This is a genomic window from Ensifer adhaerens (assembly GCF_000697965.2).
Lineage (GTDB): Bacteria > Pseudomonadota > Alphaproteobacteria > Rhizobiales > Rhizobiaceae > Ensifer > Ensifer adhaerens.
In genome coordinates this window covers 3,335,736-3,351,857 of record NZ_CP015880.1, presented here as the reverse complement: position 1 = coordinate 3,351,857, position 16,122 = coordinate 3,335,736, and the positions used below count along the sequence as shown (strand labels likewise).

Genomic DNA, 16,122 nt, shown 5'->3' with positions numbered 1-16,122 from the left:
AATCACCTGAAAAAAGGAATGAAACAACGGGGCGCGCGGTCGCGCCTGGATGCCGATGTAGGTTTGGCAAAGTGGCATTTCCACGGAGCGGTCCCGCAAGTTTTGACGGCGCGTGCCGGTAAATCGCCTTTCACGGTGCGTCTTCGCCAAATCTCCATCAAAGCTTCGCAAAGCCCGCTCGGGTCGACCGCAAAGTCACCTTTTTAGAAGTGTTTCGAAGAGGTGCTCATGGGCGTGAACCACAATGAACTGCTGTCGGCGGCCGAATGCGCCGACCGTCTTGGCCTTACCATCCGCGCTCTCAAGGTCTATGAGGACCGCGGCCTGATCACGCCGCGGCGGACGGAGAAGAAGTGGCGGCTCTATGGTGCGGTCGAAATCGCGCGGCTGACCGAAATCATGGCTTTGAGGCGGCTTGGCCTTAGCCTCACCCGGATTACCGAAATGCTCGCCGGTACTGCGCCGGCCCTCGGACAAACGCTAGCCGTCCAGCAATCGGCGTTCTTGGACCTGCGCGACCGTGTCGAACACAGCCTGTCCTTGATCGATGCGGCGCTCCAGAAGATCGAGCGCGGCGATGCCCTGTCGATCGACGAACTCCTCATGCTCGCCCGAAAAACCGAGATGACCGGCCTGTCACCTGACGCCGTCGCATGGAACCGCTACGAGCTGACGCGCCCACGCCGCGAGGTCTCCTTCGTCCCCGAGAATGGCTGGGCCTGAAACAGGCGCAAGAAGGGCAGCGCGCTCCGCGCCGATGACATGCGACCGATCACGGCTTCAGACGCCGCCGGTGCCTCCAAAAGACCATAGTGAGTTTGCTGTCGAGCGGGCAACACAGGGGCTCTGGAGCCGGTGGATCGCGATCGACCCACCGGCTTCCTTGTCATGCGGGCGGGACAGGCGTGTTTACGCCCGCCGCCGCTCAATATTCCTTTTCGAAGAAGACGCCGCCCGAGGCCGAACCGTCGCCGGCGGCCGAGCCCTTGAGCTTCACGCCCTTGCCGACATCGAGATTGATGACCGCCTTGCTGGAGGCGGAATCGGAGCCCTGCTGCAGCTCGATATAGGTGCGGTCGTTGAGATACTTGCCGGCGCGCACGGAGGCGCCGCCATTCTCGTCGGTGGTGACGTCGAGATCGTCGACGCCGAGCTTGTTGCGCAGGCCGTCGAGCAGCGAGGTCGATCCGCCACCGGCAAGCTGGCTGACGGCCGAGGCGAGCTGGGCGATCTGGAAGGCCGAGAGGTTTGACAGCGACCGGTTGAAGATCAACTGCGCCAGGATTTCGTCCTGCGGCAGCGCCGGGGAGGAAGAGAAGGCGATCTGCGGATTGTTGGCGAGGCCCGCGACCGCGACGGTGATGGTGGTCGCGCCGACGCTGGAGGTCGCCTTGAGGTCGAGCGTCGGGATCAGGTCACCGCCAAAGCCGATATTGCCGTCGGTGAAGGTCAGGCGCTTGCCGAGGATTTCGAGCCGTCCGCGACGCATCTCAAAGCCGCCGGAAACAATTGGCTGCACGGCGGTGCCACGGATCGTCAGGTCGCCGCCAAGCTCCGCGTCGATGCCGCGGCCGCGCACGAAGATCTGGTGGGCGTTGACGCCGAGATCGAAGGCAATCACGCCGCTGGCATTGGCACCTGCGGCCGGCACTTCGTCCTTGCGCAGGTCCTTGACCATCTTCCGCACCTTGGGCGGCGCATTCTTGTGCTTGATGTCGATGGCCGAAAGCGACGTCGGCAACTTCTCCGGAATGGTGATCGATGCCTTGCGGATCGTCACCTTGCCGCCGAGCGTCGGGGTCGCGACCAGGGGACCGGTCAAGGTCATCTCGCCGGCAACGTTGGCGTTGAACAGGGTGCCATCGACGTAGGTCGCGTTGTTCAGCTTGATCGTCAGGTTGGCCGGGAAGCCGGAACCGGGTACGGTGCCGACGGTACCGCTGGCTTCGACCGAGCCGCCGGTCGCGAGATTGGCCGAGAGCCTGGAGATCGTCGCCTGCTTGCCATCGAGCGCGACATTGGCGGTCAGGTCGTTGAGCGCCAGGTTGCGACGCACGTCGACGAGGCGCCCGCCTGACGTGGTGATCGTGCCGGCGATCTGCGGCGCCTTCGCGGAACCGGAGATTGCCACATCGACATTTGCCTGGCCCGTCAGCGTGAAGCCTTTCTCCGCCATCAGGTTGGCGATGAGGGCGAAGGGGACGTTGCCACTGAACTTCATCGCGATCGGCATGTTGCCGCCGATGTCGACATTGCCGCCGCCCTTGAAGGAAAGTCCGCCGGCGCCCGAAAGCGTCGTATCGAGCGTCACTTTGTTGTTGGCAAAATTGCCGTCCGCCGTGACATCGAAGGCCGCAACGCCCGCGGTGCGGGCTGCCGCGAGCGAGGCGCCCGACCATTTGAGGTCGTAGGCGACGACCGGGGCAGACGCTGCGCCCTCGACATCGACGGTGCCGGCGATCGTGCCCTCGGCGCCAAGATCCGGCGCAAAGGCGTTGACCAGTGCTGCGGGCAGGGCGTTGAGCTTCGCAGTGATGTCGAGCTTTTCGCCAGCCGTGCCGTTGACGGCGATCGTACCTTTCGATGCCTGGATCGTCAGCGCGTTGAGACGGACGGTGCCGCTTTCGATGGCAATCACCGTCGGCTGCGCCAGTTTCAGGGCAATGCCCTTCGGCGTTGCGCCAAAGGATGCGAGGCGGATTTCCGTGCGGCCCTTGGCGCTCGCAAGGTCGCCCTTCACCGTCAGCGGTCCGCCGTCAAATTTGCCGTCGACGGCAAAACCGGTGCGGCCGGCTCGTTGCTCGAAATCGACGGCAAGTCCGGAAACACGGTTTTCGCCCTGCGCCACCGTTTCGGCGCGGATGCTGCCCTTGATCGCCAGGGCCGCGAGGTCGGCGATGGTGATGTCGGCGGTCGGCCTGGAGATGGTCAGCTGGTCGCGTTTGATGCCGCTGCCGCCGGCCTTGACGACGACGGAGGTGATGCCGTTTTGGGTCTTGATGGCCGCCGAGCCGTTGAGGTCGCCGGAGGCCTTCTGCCCGGCCATGGCGGCCAAGAGGCCGAGATCGGGCAGGTCGAAGCTGACCGTGCCGTCCGGCTTGAAATCGGGGGTGAAGCTGATTGCCCCGGTCAGCTTGTTCTCGCCGATCCTGGCCTCGAGCACCGGGATTGCGGTCTGGCCATCCTTCGAGACGACGTCGGCCTTGACGTCGATGGCCTGGCCGTCGAGTGCACCGGTCGCCGTCAGGCTTGCCTGCGGGCTCGAAGGGTTGGCCTTGGCGTCGGCCTTGACGTTGAGGTCGCTGAGCGTGCGTCCGGCCAGTGTCGCGCCGCTCGACGTCAACTCGGCCTTGATGCCGAGTTCCGAAAGCGGGCCGGTCACGGCGGCGGTAAAGTCGGCCTTGCCCTTGGCATCGGCAAGCAGCTTGCCGAGATCAGGCAGGGTACCCCTAAGGTCGGCCGTCAGGTTGCTCTGCGCGAGCGCAACGGTGCCGGCGGCCTCGATCGTGCCCGACTTGAGCTCGAGGCCCTCCACGGTGACGCCGCCGTCGGTTGCCGTCTTCACTTCGCCCGAGAGTGCGATCGTGCCATCGAATTTCGCGGCGGCCGCCGGCGGCAACGCGTCCGGAATGGCGAAGAGCTTGAAGGCCGCGAAAACCGTGTTCTCGTCGCGATAAAAGGCGCCGGTGAGCGAACCGCCGATACCGGGGCTTTCGATCGTCACCGGGTTGAAGGCGATGTTTTCCTTCGTCACGGAGAGGATTGCGTCCACCTTCAGCGGCACCTGGACCAGGCGGGCGAGGTTGGGGTCGTTGAAGCCGGCTTCGCCCACCTCGATTGCCGCCTTCACCGGACCGGATTGCGCCTGGAGATTGAAGCCGTCGCTGCGTGCCGAAAGCTTGACTGCGCCAAGCGCCACGTCGGGCACCGCCAGGGAGGTGACGTCTGCGGTGAGATCGAGGATCGCGGCTTGCGCGTCGCCGATCAGCGAGAAATCGACGGCATTGATCTTGGCCTGCGCTTCACCCTTCTGCAGCGGCCAGCGGAAGTCGACAGGGCCGTTGGTGCCGGCAAGCCTGGCCTTGAGGTTGTTCTCGCCCTTGCTGTCGTAAGTACCGAAAGCGGCAAAGGAGAGCGCGCCCGTTGTCACATGAGCCTTGTCGACCTGAACCAGCCCCTGGTCGTTGAACGCGGCGGCGATGTCGAGACTGGTGTCACCCTCGAACATCGGGCGCAGCGCCGGCGGCATCAGCGAGCCGAAACCGCCGCCGCCGTTAACGGTCAGCCGGTGCATTCCGTCGGGCGTCTGGACGTGGCGACCGTCGAGCTTGAGAATTTCGCTGCCGTCGAGTGCGGCCGTGGCGCTGCCGACCCAGTCGGAAAGCGGGCCTTCGCCGGTCAGCTTGATGTTGACTGCGGGCTCGTTGGGCAGGCGAAGCAGCTTTGCCAGCACGCCGTTGTTGGGCTCGTCCACGGTCGCCTCGAGCTTCAGCTCGTTGCCTGCCGGATTGAAGACGATATCGGCAACCGCGCGCGCTTCCGGCCGGTCGCGCTGGGCGGCCGCAAGCTGAAGGGCGATGCTTTCGTTGGTCGCGTTCACCTTGCCGCTGGCGGTCAGGAACTGGTCCTCGCCGGCGATCGCCTTGCCGATGATGATCTCCTTGAGATCGATCGCGTCGATCTTGACGTCGACGGGAAGCGCAAAGGTCGAGCGGACTTCCTTGGTCTCGGTGGAGGGGATCGGCAGGCGCTCGACGCGCACCGAGCCGGCCGAGAGCGCCGCGGCTTCGAAGCGGAAGGAGAGAAGGGCGGCGGGCGACCAGGTGAGATCGAGGTCGCGCACTTCGGCATAGACGCCCTCGCCATCGAACAGCGTGATGCTTCCGGCCGTGAACTTGCCGGTCAACAGCGCGCTCGGATCGGCGATCCGCACGATCTGGTCAGGGGTTGCCGCATACTTCTCGATTGCCCAGGCGACGAGCCTTGCGCCGGGTGTGGTGAAGCCCACGAAGGCGACGAGAAGAAGGGCAACGACCGCAATCACGCCAAGCACACGAAGGCCATAGCGCAGCGTCGCGCGAAGGAAGCGGACGACCTGATTCATGATCTACCCATAACGCAAGTTGCTCCCAAGCGGAATCTCCGCCGGCAGAAACTATCCGGCAATGGCGGCGATTTGCCGGTTCTGATGGAAGAAACGGCCCGGATCAGAAGGATTGGCCGATACCGGCATAGATGCCGTACTTGGTGCCGCCGGGATATTTGTTAAGCGGAACGGCAAAGTCGAGGCGGATCGGGCCGAAGGGCGTGGCGTAACGCAGGCCGATGCCGGCGCCGGCGCGGATGTCGGAGAAATCCGGCGTCGTCTTCGCAGACACCGTACCGGCGTCGATGAAGGGAACAACCCCGATCGTGTCGGTGATGGCGATGCGGGCTTCGAGCGAGGCGTTGACATAGGAACGTCCGCCGGTCTCCTCGTTGTCGGAATTGCGCGGGCCGATCTCCTGGTAGGAATAGCCGCGTACCGAGCCGCCACCGCCGAGGTAGAAGCGGCGGTTGGCAGGAATGTCTTCGAGCCCGCTGCCGCCGACGAGTATGCCGGCGCCGATCTTGCCGGCAAGCACGAAGCGCTTCTCGTCGCCGAGCGCATGGTAACCGGATGCCGAGGCTTCGAAGGACGAGAAGAAGGTCTGCCCCTTGATTTCGTAGCTCGGCTTGGCGTTGATCATCGCCCGGTAGCCTTCGGTCGCGTTCAGCTTGTCGTTGCGGGTATCGCGCACATATTCGAGCGGGATCGCGGCCGTCAGATAGGAGTTCGAGCCGAAGGCGTCGTCGATGTTGGCCCAGCTGAGCTCGCCGCCGCCTGAGACGGTGTCGGTGTCCGAGAGCTCGAAGGTGGCGCCGGCCGCTGCCGTCAGGATCTTGGCGCGGTAGGCGTCTGGGTCCTGGATGTTGGCCTTGACGCTCGCGGTAAAGGTGGAAGCCGGGCCGAAGGCACCGGGTTTGGCAAACAGGATGCCAACCGAATAGTCGAGCTTGTCCAGTTCCTTGGTCTCGCCGATGCGGTCGACCGATCCTTCGATGCGCAGCGATTCGGCGCGGCCGAAAAGGTTGCGGTGTCCCCAGTAGCCCGAAAGCCCGAGGCCGTCGGTGGTCGAGACCTGGGCGCCGAAGCCGAAATACTTGTGCTTGCCTTCGGACACCTCGATCTTCATCGGGAGAGATCCATCGGGCGAAAGCGCATTGGCTTCCTTGATGGTGACGCTCGAGAAGACGCCGAGCTGGCGCAGGCGCTCGGAGGCTTTGCGGATGTCCGCGGGCGAATAGGGACGGCCTTCGTTGAGGCGTGAGTAGTCGCGCACGAAACCCGGGTCGACGGTCTTCGTTCCGTCGACGCTGACTTCGCCGACTGGGGCAACCGGGCCGCCGCTGGCGCCGATGACGATGTCGACGGTCGAGTTGGCGTGGTTGGCGACAGCGCTGCGTTCGGTGAGCTTGGCCAGGGGGCGACCCTGCTCGCGCAGATCGTTCACGACCTTTTCGCCGGCCTTGATGATCAAGGTGGAATCGGCACGCGCGCCGCCGGGCAGGCCGTAATCAGCGGGACTGAAACCGGCCGCATCGCCTTCGAACTTGACGGAACCGACGTTGAAGACCGGACCCGGCGTCACGGTGACGGTGACCGGAATCGGCTTGCCATCCGGGAAAGACGGATCCGGCGGCAGACTGTCGATATCCTGGCCGTTGATGCGGATCGCGATGGTGCCGCCGTAGCGGGCCTTTTCGTAGAGTGCGGCAAGCAGCCGGTCGCGGTCGTCACGCGCCCGAATTGCCAGGCCAAGATCGCCGGAGACAGGCTTTTCCTGGCCCTGCACGAGCTGCGAGCTGTTTTCCAGCGCTTCCTTCAGTTCCTTGTCTTCGGTGCCGGCGTCGAAGGTGAGGGTATAGTTGACCGGGTCGATGACCGGCGCCTCTTCCTCGTCGCTCTCGAAAAACTTCATGCCGAAGAGCTTGAAGGCATAGGCCTTCTCGGCGGAAAGCGGGCCGAGCGCGCACGAAAAGGCAACAGCAAGCGAAGTCGCTGCCTTCCAGTACGCAATACTCGACCGTGGTGGGGACATTCGCTTCCGCATCCCGTCTTCAGGCGACCCAATACAAACTGCCTGCTTATGCGGCTGGGTCACTATCGCATGCCTAAGGTTTTCCATCTGTTAACGATGACGATCCGCTGCATCCACCCCTGATGCCGAATTTCGGTGCCGATTCCGTCGAAAAAGCGCGGAAATGTTGTCGGCGCAGCACAACCACCGCCGACAACCAGCAGGGCGCTGCGCCTTTTGGGAGGCTTAAATGCCGCCTTGTCCGCTGTATCGAGCCGCTACGCGGCCTCGGGCAGCGCCCGCAATTGCGGTACGCCGGAAGCGATGATGACGAGGAACTGGATGAGGAAACCGACCGCTGCGACGGCAAGGCACGCCTCGACGCCGAAGCGTGTGGCGACGACGGCGCCGAGCGCTGCACCGATCGGCCGGGCGCCGAAGGTGGCGGTGGTGATGAAGGCCGATACGCGCCCGAGCATCGCATTGGGGGTGACGGCCTGCCGCAAAGTGAGCGTGGCGATCGACCAGAGCACCGGGCCGGCGCCGAACAGGAAGAAGCTCAGACCGGCAAGGGCGCCTGAGGGAATCCAGATGGTCGAGAGCATCACGGCCGCAGCCGTCAACCCGCCGAGCGGGCCGAGGGCGATCATCAGGCCGAAGGGGATCCGGCGCGCAATGGCGGGGGCTGCGAAGGCGCCGATCATCATGCCGGCGCCATAGATGCCAAGCGTGATGCCGACGCCGGTCGCCGTCAGCCCGAGGGTCTGAATGGCATAGGCGACATAGACCGCCTGCAGCACGAACCAGGCCGTGTTGAAGACGATGGCGGTCACCAGAATGGGCCTGAGCAGCGGGTGGCCGCCCAGGAACCGGGCGCCTTCGGCGAGATCCTGAAGGAGGTTGCGCCTGGGAGCGGTCGGTTGCTGCTGGTCGCCAAGGCCGGCGAGCAGGACGACAGAGAGAAGGGACAGGGATGTGGCGGCGACATAGGCGAGCGATGCGCCGGTCCATGCGACGATCGCGCCGCCGATCGCCGGTCCGCCGGAATAGGCGAGACTGCGGGCGAGCTCCAGCCAGCGATTGGCGTCGGCGAGTTGGTGACGGGGCACGATCGCCGGCACCAGGGCTGGGGCGGCGACATTGTAGCAGACCGTGCCAATGGCGCCGACGAAGCCCATGACGGCGAGCAGCGGCAGCGACAGCAGGCCGCCGAGCATCAGCAACAGCGTGGCAACCAGCGACAGCGCGCGCAGCATTTCCGAGGAGACCATCAGCCTGCGCCGCGATGCGCGGTCGGCAACGAGACCGGCGGGAATGGAGAGCAGAAGGAATGGCAGCGTCTGCGCCATCTGCAGCCATCCGGTTTCCGCAGGGCCTGCGGCGAGCAGAAGCACGGCGGCGAGCGGAGCGGCGGCCAGCGCCATCTGCTCGGAAAACTGTGCGAACAGGTTGGACCAGCCGATGCGCTTGAAGGCCGGTGGCAGGGTGTCGCGTGGTGGGTTTGGCATGGAAGAACCTCGATCATGAAACGTCGAGGTCAGCAGACGAGATTGCTTCGGCGGTTGCCACCCGATTTCGGCGCCTTCGTTGGCCGCTGCGCGTTGTGTGCGGCAGAGGATGCGGTTGCCGCAACGAAAAACCCCCTCAGGGCGGTCAGCCGTGAGGGGGAAACATCAAACCAGACCGTCGGGCGGCTCAAGCTGCAGCCGACGGCAGGCTGCCTGTCGCCTTAGCGCGGGCAGGAGTCGATGTAGCGGCGGCCGTAGCGGTCGCGATAGTAGCACTGGCCGGGCTGCTCGGTGACGTTGCCGATGACTGCGCCGGAAACACCGCCGATTGCCGCGCCGACTGCAGCGCCACGGACGTCGCCGGTAACAGCGCCGCCGATGATCGCGCCGGAAACGGCACCGATGCCGGCGCCCTTTTCCGTCTGGGTGCAGCTTGCGACCGCCAGGGCGACCAGCACAAGTGCGATGGCTTTCTTCATGTTGTTCTCTCCGATGTCTACGGATCTCAAGCCTATCGCTCAGTCCGTCCCGTGGATGATGGCGAAGCCGGGAACATCCCGCTCCACCGGAACTTGCGGTTCGGAAAATACGCGGTCCCCATCGAAAGTCTACGGGAGCGCTGCGGTTTCTTCCTGCCGGCAAGATAATGATATCGTTCCTGAACGGGACATGAAGGCAGTTCCCTTCGGCACAACCGGCGTGGAAAAATTTTGTCGTTCGGCGGGCAGGGGCGGTTGCGGCATTCCAAAAAAAGACAAATGATACAAACAAGCCTGCGAAAATCCGGAGGAGCGGATCCGTGGGCGACGGGCATCGATATCAGTTGGCGCGTACCCTAGTCGCGTGAACCATCTCACCCGACTTTCCGGCCGCGCTCGTGTTGGCATTGACCGACCCCGGAGGAGCGAAATGGCGAAAGTAACAATGACGGTCAACGGCCGTCAGGTGAGCGGTCATTGCGACGACCGCACATTGCTGGTGCAATTCATACGCGAAAATCTCGGACTGACCGGCACCCATGTCGGCTGCGATACCTCGCAGTGCGGCGCCTGCGTCATCCATATGGACGGAAAGTCGGTCAAGAGCTGTTCCATCCTCGCCGCGCAAGCCGCAGGCTCTACGATCACCACCATCGAAGGGCTGGCGGCCGATGGCGAACTGCATCCGGTGCAGGCGGCCTTCAAGGCCAATCACGGCCTGCAATGCGGCTTCTGCACGCCCGGCATGGTGATGACGGCCGTCGACATGATCCGCAGGCATCAGGGTCAATTGGACGAGGCGACGGTGCGCGCCGAGCTCGAAGGCAACATCTGTCGTTGCACCGGTTACCACAACATCGTGAAAGCGATCCTTGCCGCCGCCGCCGAGATGAGCGGCGCCCGTGTGGCCGCAGAATAGCGGCAGAACGGGGGCGGGATCTCGCCCCTGACGCATGTCACTCAGGACCGATGCATGGCCGTCGGGACTGTCGCTGGATATCTCGGGAGGAGATAGGCAATGGGCGTTGAAGGCATTGGCGCGCGCGTGGCGCGCAAGGAGGACAAGCGGTTCCTGACCGGCAAGGGCCGCTATACGGACGACATGTCCGTGCCGGGGATGAAATATGCGGTGTTCGTGCGCAGCCCGCATGCGCATGCGAAGATCCTCAAAGTCGACGGGTCGGCGGCGATCGGCATGCCAGGCGTGATCGGCGTGCTCGACGGCAAGCAGTTGCTCGCCGATGGTATCGGCAACCTGATCTGCGGCTGGATGATCCATTCCAAGGACGGATCGCCGATGAAGATGGGCGCCTGGCGGCCGCTCGCGCACGAGACCGTGCGATACGTCGGCGATGCTGTGGCGATCGTCGTTGCCGACAGCGTCGCCGAGGCGCGTGATGCTGCCGAAGCCGTCGTCGTCGAATACCAGGAGCTTCCCGTCGTGATCGACGCCTCAAAGGCGCTTGAGGCGGGACAGCCGCAGCTTCACCCGGAAGCGCCTGGTAACCTGATCTTCGACTGGCAGATCGGCGACGAAGCGGCGACCGACAAGGCGATCGGCGCTGCGGCGCATGTCACCGAAATCACCATCCACAACAACCGGCTTTCGCCCAACCCGATGGAGCCGCGTGCGGCGCTCGGCATCTACGACGCCGGAGACGACCACTATACCTGCTACACGACCAGCCAGAACCCGCATGTGGCGCGGCTGGTGATGAGCGCCTTCTATAATGTCGCGCCGGAAAACAAGCTGCGGGTGATCGCGCCCGATGTCGGCGGCGGCTTCGGCTCGAAGATCTACATCTATCCGGAGGAGATCGTCTGTCTCTGGGCGTCGAAGCGCACCGGCGTGCCGGTCAAATGGACGTCGGACCGCACCGAAGCGTTCCTCACCGATGCGCATGGTCGCGACCATGTGTCGAAGGTGAAGATGGCCTTTGACGCCAACAATCGCATCATCGGGCTCAAGGTCGATACGATCGCCAATCTCGGCGCTTACATGTCGCTGTTCTCCTCGGCGGTGCCGACTTATCTCTATGCGACGCTGCTCTCCGGGCAGTACGACATCCCGGCGATCCATGCGAATGTGCGCACCGTCTATACCAACACCGCGCCCGTCGACGCCTATCGCGGTGCCGGGCGGCCGGAGGCGACCTATCTCTTGGAACGCACGATGGAGACGGCGGCCCGCGAACTCGGCGTCTCGCCTGCCGAATTGCGTCGGGTCAATTTCATCCGCTCCTTCCCGCACCAGACGCCTGTCATCATGAACTATGACGCCGGCGACTACGACGCTTCGCTCGAAGCGGCGATGAAGGCGGCCGACTGGAACGGCTTTGCCGGTCGCAAGGCGGAAGCCGCCGGTCGCGGCATGAAGCGCGGCATCGGCATGAGCTGTTACATCGAGGCCTGCGGCATCGCACCGTCGGCAGCGGTGGGTTCGCTCGGTGCTGGCGTCGGTCTTTGGGAATCGGCCGAAGTGCGGGTCAACGCCGTCGGTACGATCGAGGTCCTGACCGGCTCGCACAGCCATGGCCAGGGCCACGAGACGACCTTTGCCCAGCTTGTCGCCGACCGCTTCGGTGTGCCGATCGACAGCGTCAACATCGTGCATGGCGATACCGACAAGGTGCAGATGGGCATGGGCACCTATGGTTCTCGTTCCGGTGCCGTCGGCATGTCGGCCGTCGTCAAGGCGCTCGACAAGGTCGAAGCCAAGGCGAAGAAGATCGCCGCACATCTGATGGAAGCGGACGAAAGCGACATCGTCATCGAAAACGGCGAACTGAAGGTCGCCGGCACCGATAAGGCCGTGCCGTGGTTCCAGATGGCGCTTGCCGCCTATACCGCCCACAATCTGCCGGCCGGCATGGAGCCGGGGTTGAAGGAAGGGGCCTTCTACGACCCTGCCAACTTCACCTTCCCGGCCGGCTGCTACATCTGCGAGGTGGAGGTCGATCCGGAAACGGGCCGAACCAAGATCATCCAGTTTGTCGCGGCCGACGACTTCGGCAACATCATCAACCCGATGATCGTCGAGGGACAGGTGCATGGCGGCATTGCCCAGGGCATCGGCCAGGCGCTGCTCGAGGGCGTGCACTACGACCCATCCGGCCAGCTGCTGACGGCGAGCTACATGGATTACGCCATGCCGCGCGCCGACGATCTGCCGTCATTCCAGGTCTCGACCTCGAACACGCCCTGCCCGAACAATCCGCTGGGCATCAAGGGCTGCGGCGAGGCCGGCGCCATCGGCTCGCCACCGGCGCTGATCAACGCCATCACAGATGCCATTGGCAACAACGCACTTACCATGCCGGCGACACCGCAGAAGGTGTGGGCGGCGGCGCACGCGGCCAAGTGAACGGGAGGACACCTCATGTACGAGACCCAATATCACCGGGCGTCCTCGGTTCAGGACGCCGTCAGCCGAATGGATGCGGCCGGCGAAGGCAAGTACGTCTCCGGCGGCATGACCCTCATTCCGACGATGAAACAGCGGCTGGCGTCGCCGAGCGATCTGATCGACCTTCGGCACATCGCCGAGATGCAGGGCATCTCAGTCAACGGCCGATCCGTGCGGATCGGCGCGGCCACGACCCATTATGACGTCGCCTCGTCGGCGGCGCTCAAAGCCGTCTGTCCGGCGATCTGCAGCCTTGCCAGCCATATCGGCGATCCGCATGTGCGACACATGGGCACGATCGGCGGCTCCATCGCCAACAACGATCCGGCGGCGGATTATCCGGCAGCGATGCTCGGGCTCGGCGCGACGATCGTGACCAACCGGCGGGAGATCGCGGCCGACGATTTCTTCACCGGTCTGTTCGAAACGGCGCTGGAAGACAGCGAGATCGTCGTCGCGGTCAGCTTCGACGCCCCGGCAAAGGCCGCCTACCAGAAGTTCGCCAACCCGGCCTCGCGCTACGCGATGACCGGTGTCTTCGTCGCCAAGCGCGACAATGGCGAGGTCCGGGTCGCGGTCACGGGTGCGGGCGCAAATGGCGTTTTCCGTCAGGCGGAGATGGAGGCAGCCCTTGCTGCCAACTGGACGCCGGATGCGCTTGGCAATATTAGCGTCGATGCCTCGGAGCTGCTCTCCGACATTCACGCGGATGCGGCCTATCGCGCCAATCTGGTGAAGGTCATGGCCAAACGCGCCGTTGCGGCGGCATGACCAGCCTTCGCCGTCACACCAACATCGAAAAAGGGCGGCTTCGGCCGTCCTTTTTTCATCCTTGCTTGACTTCGATCAAGCTTGACGTGATGAACATGCACTAAGGCTTTCTTTGGAATGTTTCAAAACTAGGGCTGTTCCCGTTGAAACGGTTTCAGTGAAAGCAGCGAAGATGCTCAGGCTCAAAAATGCTAGATCATCTCGGATGCACTCGCTGGGAAGGCAGCGCGTCAAGGGCCTTTTGCCGCAGTTGGCAGATGCCGGGCATTCCGAGGTTGACCCCAGGTCGCTTTGATTGAAGAAAGCGGCCGGGCACTGGAGAAAATGATGGATTTCGAGAATTTCTTTAAGAACGAGCTGGACGGGCTGCATCAGGAAGGCCGCTACCGGGTTTTCGCAGACCTCGCCCGTCATCGCGGCCAATTCCCGAAGGCCGCGCGCCATACGGCTGAAGGCGTTCAGGAAGTCACCGTCTGGTGTTCGAACGACTATCTCGGCATGGGCCAGCATTCTGTCGTCACCGAGGCGATGAAGCGCGCCATCGACGAATGCGGCGCCGGCGCCGGCGGCACCCGCAACATTTCCGGTACCAACCATTACCACGTCCTGCTTGAGCGCGAGCTCGCGGACCTGCATGGCAAGGAATCGGCGCTGCTCTTTACTTCGGGCTACGTGTCCAACTGGGCCGCGCTCGGAACGCTCTGTTCCAAGATTCCCGGTGTTATCGTCTTCTCGGACGCCGGGAATCACGCTTCGATGATCGAGGGGATCCGTCACTCCAAGTGCGAACGCGTCATCTTCAAGCATAATTCGGTCGCTGACCTCGAGGCCAAGCTCGCTGCCGCCGATCCGCGTGCGCCGAAGCTCATCGCTTTCGAGTCCGTCTATTCGATGGATGGCGACATCGCGCCGATCAAGGAATTCTGCGACCTCGCCGACAAGTACGGCGCCATGACCTATCTCGACGAAGTGCATGCGGTCGGCATGTACGGTCCGCGCGGCGGCGGCATTGCCGAGCGCGAAGGCCTGATGCACCGCCTGACGGTGATCGAAGGCACGCTCGGCAAGGCTTTCGGCGTGATGGGCGGCTACATCACCGGCTCAGCCGCACTCTGCGACTTCATCCGCTCGTTTGCCTCCGGCTTCATCTTCACGACGGCGCTGCCGCCGACGCTTGCCGCCGGTGCGCTCGCCTCGATCCGCCACCTGAAGGAAAGCCAGGTCGAACGTTTCGCGCACCAGGAGCGTGTGCGTCGTCTGCGCTCGCTGCTCGACCAGCGCGGCATTCCGCACATGCCGAACCCGAGCCATATCGTGCCGGTCATGGTTGGCGACGCTGCCAAGTGCAAGTGGATCTCGGATCTCCTGCTCGACAATTTCGGCGTCTACGTGCAGCCGATCAACTATCCGACGGTGCCGAAGAAGACCGAGCGCCTGCGCATCACCCCGACGCCGCTCCATTCGGATGCCGACATCGACCATCTCGTCGGCGCGCTGCATTCGCTGTGGTCGCGCTGTGCGCTGGCCCGCGCTGTCGCGTAAGGCCAATCTTGCCGGCGCCATGCGCGCCGGTCAGAAAGCTCTGAATTACCGAAGCAGCCCGGCCGCCAAGTGCCGGGCTTTTTCGTCGGCGGCAAAGACGTCGTCCATCGTTGCGGCCGCCGGCAGGTCGGCAAGCTTGTCCATGACCTTTTCGACGATCTCTGCCATGGCGAGAAAGCCGGTGCGGCCGGCGATGAACGCGTCGAGCGCGGTTTCCTTGGCGCCGTTGAGGACCGCACCCTGCACGCCGCCTTCGACCATGGCGCGCCGCGCCAGGCGGATGGCAGGGAAGCGCACTTCGTCCGGCGCCTCGAAATCGAGGCGCGACAGCTTGGCGAAATCGAGCCGCTCGATCGGCAGGCTGCAGCGGCTCGGATAGGAGAGCGCATAGCCGATGGCGGTGCGCATGTCCGGGCAGCCGAGCTGGGCGAGCACCGATCCGTCGGTATAGCCGACCATCGAGTGGATCACCGACTGCGGGTGCACGATCACCTCGACCTGCGCGGGTTCGAGCGCGAAGAGGTGCTTTGCCTCGATCATCTCCAACGCCTTGTTGAACATAGAGGCGCTGTCGATCGAGATTTTCAGCCCCATCGACCAGTTCGGATGGGCGCGCGCCACGTCCGCCGTCACGTGACGCATTTCTTCCAGCGACTTGGTGCGGAACGGGCCGCCGGAAGCGGTCAGGATGATACGCTCGACCGCATGGCGCTGGTGTTCTTCCAGAACCTGGAAGATGGCATTGTGTTCGCTGTCGACCGGAAGCAGCCGACCGCCGCCTTTCTTCACCGCGTCGATGAACAGACTGCCGGCGGAAACCAGGCACTCCTTGTTGGCAAGCGCGATGTCGGCGCCGCGGCGGGCCGCGGCAAGCGTCGGCGCCAAGCCGGCATTGCCGACAATCGCCGCCATCACCCAGTCCGCGTTGCGCTCGGCCGCCTCGATCAGGCCGCTCTTGCCGGCGGCAACCTGAATGCCGGTGCCGGCGAGCGCGGCCTTCAGGTTTTCGTACTGGCTATCGTTGGCGGTGACGGCGAGTTCGGCGCGAACTTTCACGGCCTGCTCGGCGAGCAGGGGAATGTTGCCGTTGCCGGTGACGGCGACGACGTCGAAGCGCTCACGGCCGCCAAGGCGCTCGATAACGTCGAGCGTGTTGGTGCCGATCGAACCGGTCGAGCCGAGGATCGTCAGTCGGCGCTTCGCACTGTCGTGGGATGCCATGCCAATACCCATGTTCTTCTTTTCGGACGGAATGCCCGGCTGAGCCTTCGCCGCGGGCGCATGATCTTCACGAGATCGATCCGAGTCTTTTATGT

Annotated in this window: 9 protein-coding genes and 1 pseudogene; 5 read left to right on the top strand and 5 right to left on the bottom strand. The window is 64.1% G+C overall.

Going from position 1 to position 16,122, the window contains the following annotated elements; genetic code table 11:
- The first annotated feature begins 228 nt into the window (after window positions 1–228).
- Window positions 229–723, top strand: coding sequence for a MerR family transcriptional regulator (locus tag FA04_RS16305; protein ID WP_051659627.1), 495 nt, complete (start codon window positions 229–231; stop codon window positions 721–723).
- Window positions 724–925: 202 nt separating this feature from the next.
- On the opposite strand, the pseudogene FA04_RS16300 reads toward FA04_RS16305, so the two are convergent.
- From FA04_RS16300 to FA04_RS16285, 4 genes and pseudogenes are all read right to left on the bottom strand, one after another.
- Window positions 926–3,727 (bottom strand): annotated as a pseudogene (locus tag FA04_RS16300) (translocation/assembly module TamB domain-containing protein); the annotation flags it as partial.
- A gap of 1,480 nt (window positions 3,728–5,207) precedes the next feature.
- Window positions 5,208–7,121 (bottom strand): autotransporter assembly complex protein TamA, encoded by a 1,914-nt coding sequence (locus FA04_RS16295; protein ID WP_082572989.1) that lies wholly within the window; start codon window positions 7,119–7,121, stop codon window positions 5,208–5,210.
- Window positions 7,122–7,378: 257 nt separating this feature from the next.
- Window positions 7,379–8,608 (bottom strand): MFS transporter, encoded by a 1,230-nt coding sequence (locus FA04_RS16290; protein ID WP_034802403.1) that lies wholly within the window; start codon window positions 8,606–8,608, stop codon window positions 7,379–7,381.
- A 221-nt stretch (window positions 8,609–8,829) separates the two neighbouring features.
- Window positions 8,830–9,087: a glycine zipper domain-containing protein gene (locus FA04_RS16285; protein ID WP_034802400.1), complete on the bottom strand. Its 258-nt coding sequence runs from the start codon at window positions 9,085–9,087 to the stop codon at window positions 8,830–8,832.
- A gap of 430 nt (window positions 9,088–9,517) precedes the next feature.
- Here FA04_RS16285 and FA04_RS16280 point away from each other — a divergent pair, with 430 nt between their 5' ends.
- From FA04_RS16280 to hemA, 4 genes are all read left to right on the top strand, one after another.
- On the top strand, window positions 9,518–10,006 hold the full coding sequence (locus tag FA04_RS16280; RefSeq protein ID WP_034802397.1) for a (2Fe-2S)-binding protein: 489 nt from the start codon (window positions 9,518–9,520) through the stop codon (window positions 10,004–10,006).
- Window positions 10,007–10,105: 99 nt separating this feature from the next.
- Window positions 10,106–12,451 carry a xanthine dehydrogenase family protein molybdopterin-binding subunit gene (locus FA04_RS16275; RefSeq protein ID WP_034802395.1) on the top strand — a complete coding sequence of 782 codons (2,346 nt, stop codon included), beginning with the start codon at window positions 10,106–10,108 and terminating at the stop codon, window positions 12,449–12,451.
- 15 nt (window positions 12,452–12,466) lie between these two features.
- Window positions 12,467–13,264 (top strand): FAD binding domain-containing protein, encoded by a 798-nt coding sequence (locus tag FA04_RS16270; RefSeq protein ID WP_034802393.1) that lies wholly within the window; start codon window positions 12,467–12,469, stop codon window positions 13,262–13,264.
- A 327-nt stretch (window positions 13,265–13,591) separates the two neighbouring features.
- Entirely contained in the window at window positions 13,592–14,806 is a 1,215-nt protein-coding gene (gene hemA, locus FA04_RS16265) for a 5-aminolevulinate synthase (RefSeq protein ID WP_034802389.1), read from the top strand.
- Between the two features lie 45 nt (window positions 14,807–14,851).
- On the opposite strand, the gene dxr is transcribed toward hemA, so the two are convergent.
- On the bottom strand, window positions 14,852–16,027 hold the full coding sequence (gene dxr / locus FA04_RS16260; RefSeq protein ID WP_034803071.1) for a 1-deoxy-D-xylulose-5-phosphate reductoisomerase: 1,176 nt from the start codon (window positions 16,025–16,027) through the stop codon (window positions 14,852–14,854).
- Between the last annotated feature and the right edge of the window lie 95 nt (window positions 16,028–16,122).

Bases quoted from the DNA above. Each gene is read 5' to 3' on its own strand.
- hemA (WP_034802389.1), top strand. From the start codon at position 13,592: ATGGATTTCGAGAATTTCTTTAAGAACGAGCTGGACGGGCTGCATCAG.
- dxr (WP_034803071.1), bottom strand. From the start codon at position 16,027: ATGGCATCCCACGACAGTGCGAAGCGCCGACTGACGATCCTCGGCTCG.
- FA04_RS16275 (WP_034802395.1), top strand. From the start codon at position 10,106: ATGGGCGTTGAAGGCATTGGCGCGCGCGTGGCGCGCAAGGAGGACAAG.
- FA04_RS16290 (WP_034802403.1), bottom strand. From the start codon at position 8,608: ATGCCAAACCCACCACGCGACACCCTGCCACCGGCCTTCAAGCGCATC.
- FA04_RS16285 (WP_034802400.1), bottom strand. From the start codon at position 9,087: ATGAAGAAAGCCATCGCACTTGTGCTGGTCGCCCTGGCGGTCGCAAGC.
- FA04_RS16305 (WP_051659627.1), top strand. From the start codon at position 229: ATGGGCGTGAACCACAATGAACTGCTGTCGGCGGCCGAATGCGCCGAC.
- FA04_RS16295 (WP_082572989.1), bottom strand. From the start codon at position 7,121: ATGTCCCCACCACGGTCGAGTATTGCGTACTGGAAGGCAGCGACTTCG.
- FA04_RS16270 (WP_034802393.1), top strand. From the start codon at position 12,467: ATGTACGAGACCCAATATCACCGGGCGTCCTCGGTTCAGGACGCCGTC.
- FA04_RS16280 (WP_034802397.1), top strand. From the start codon at position 9,518: ATGGCGAAAGTAACAATGACGGTCAACGGCCGTCAGGTGAGCGGTCAT.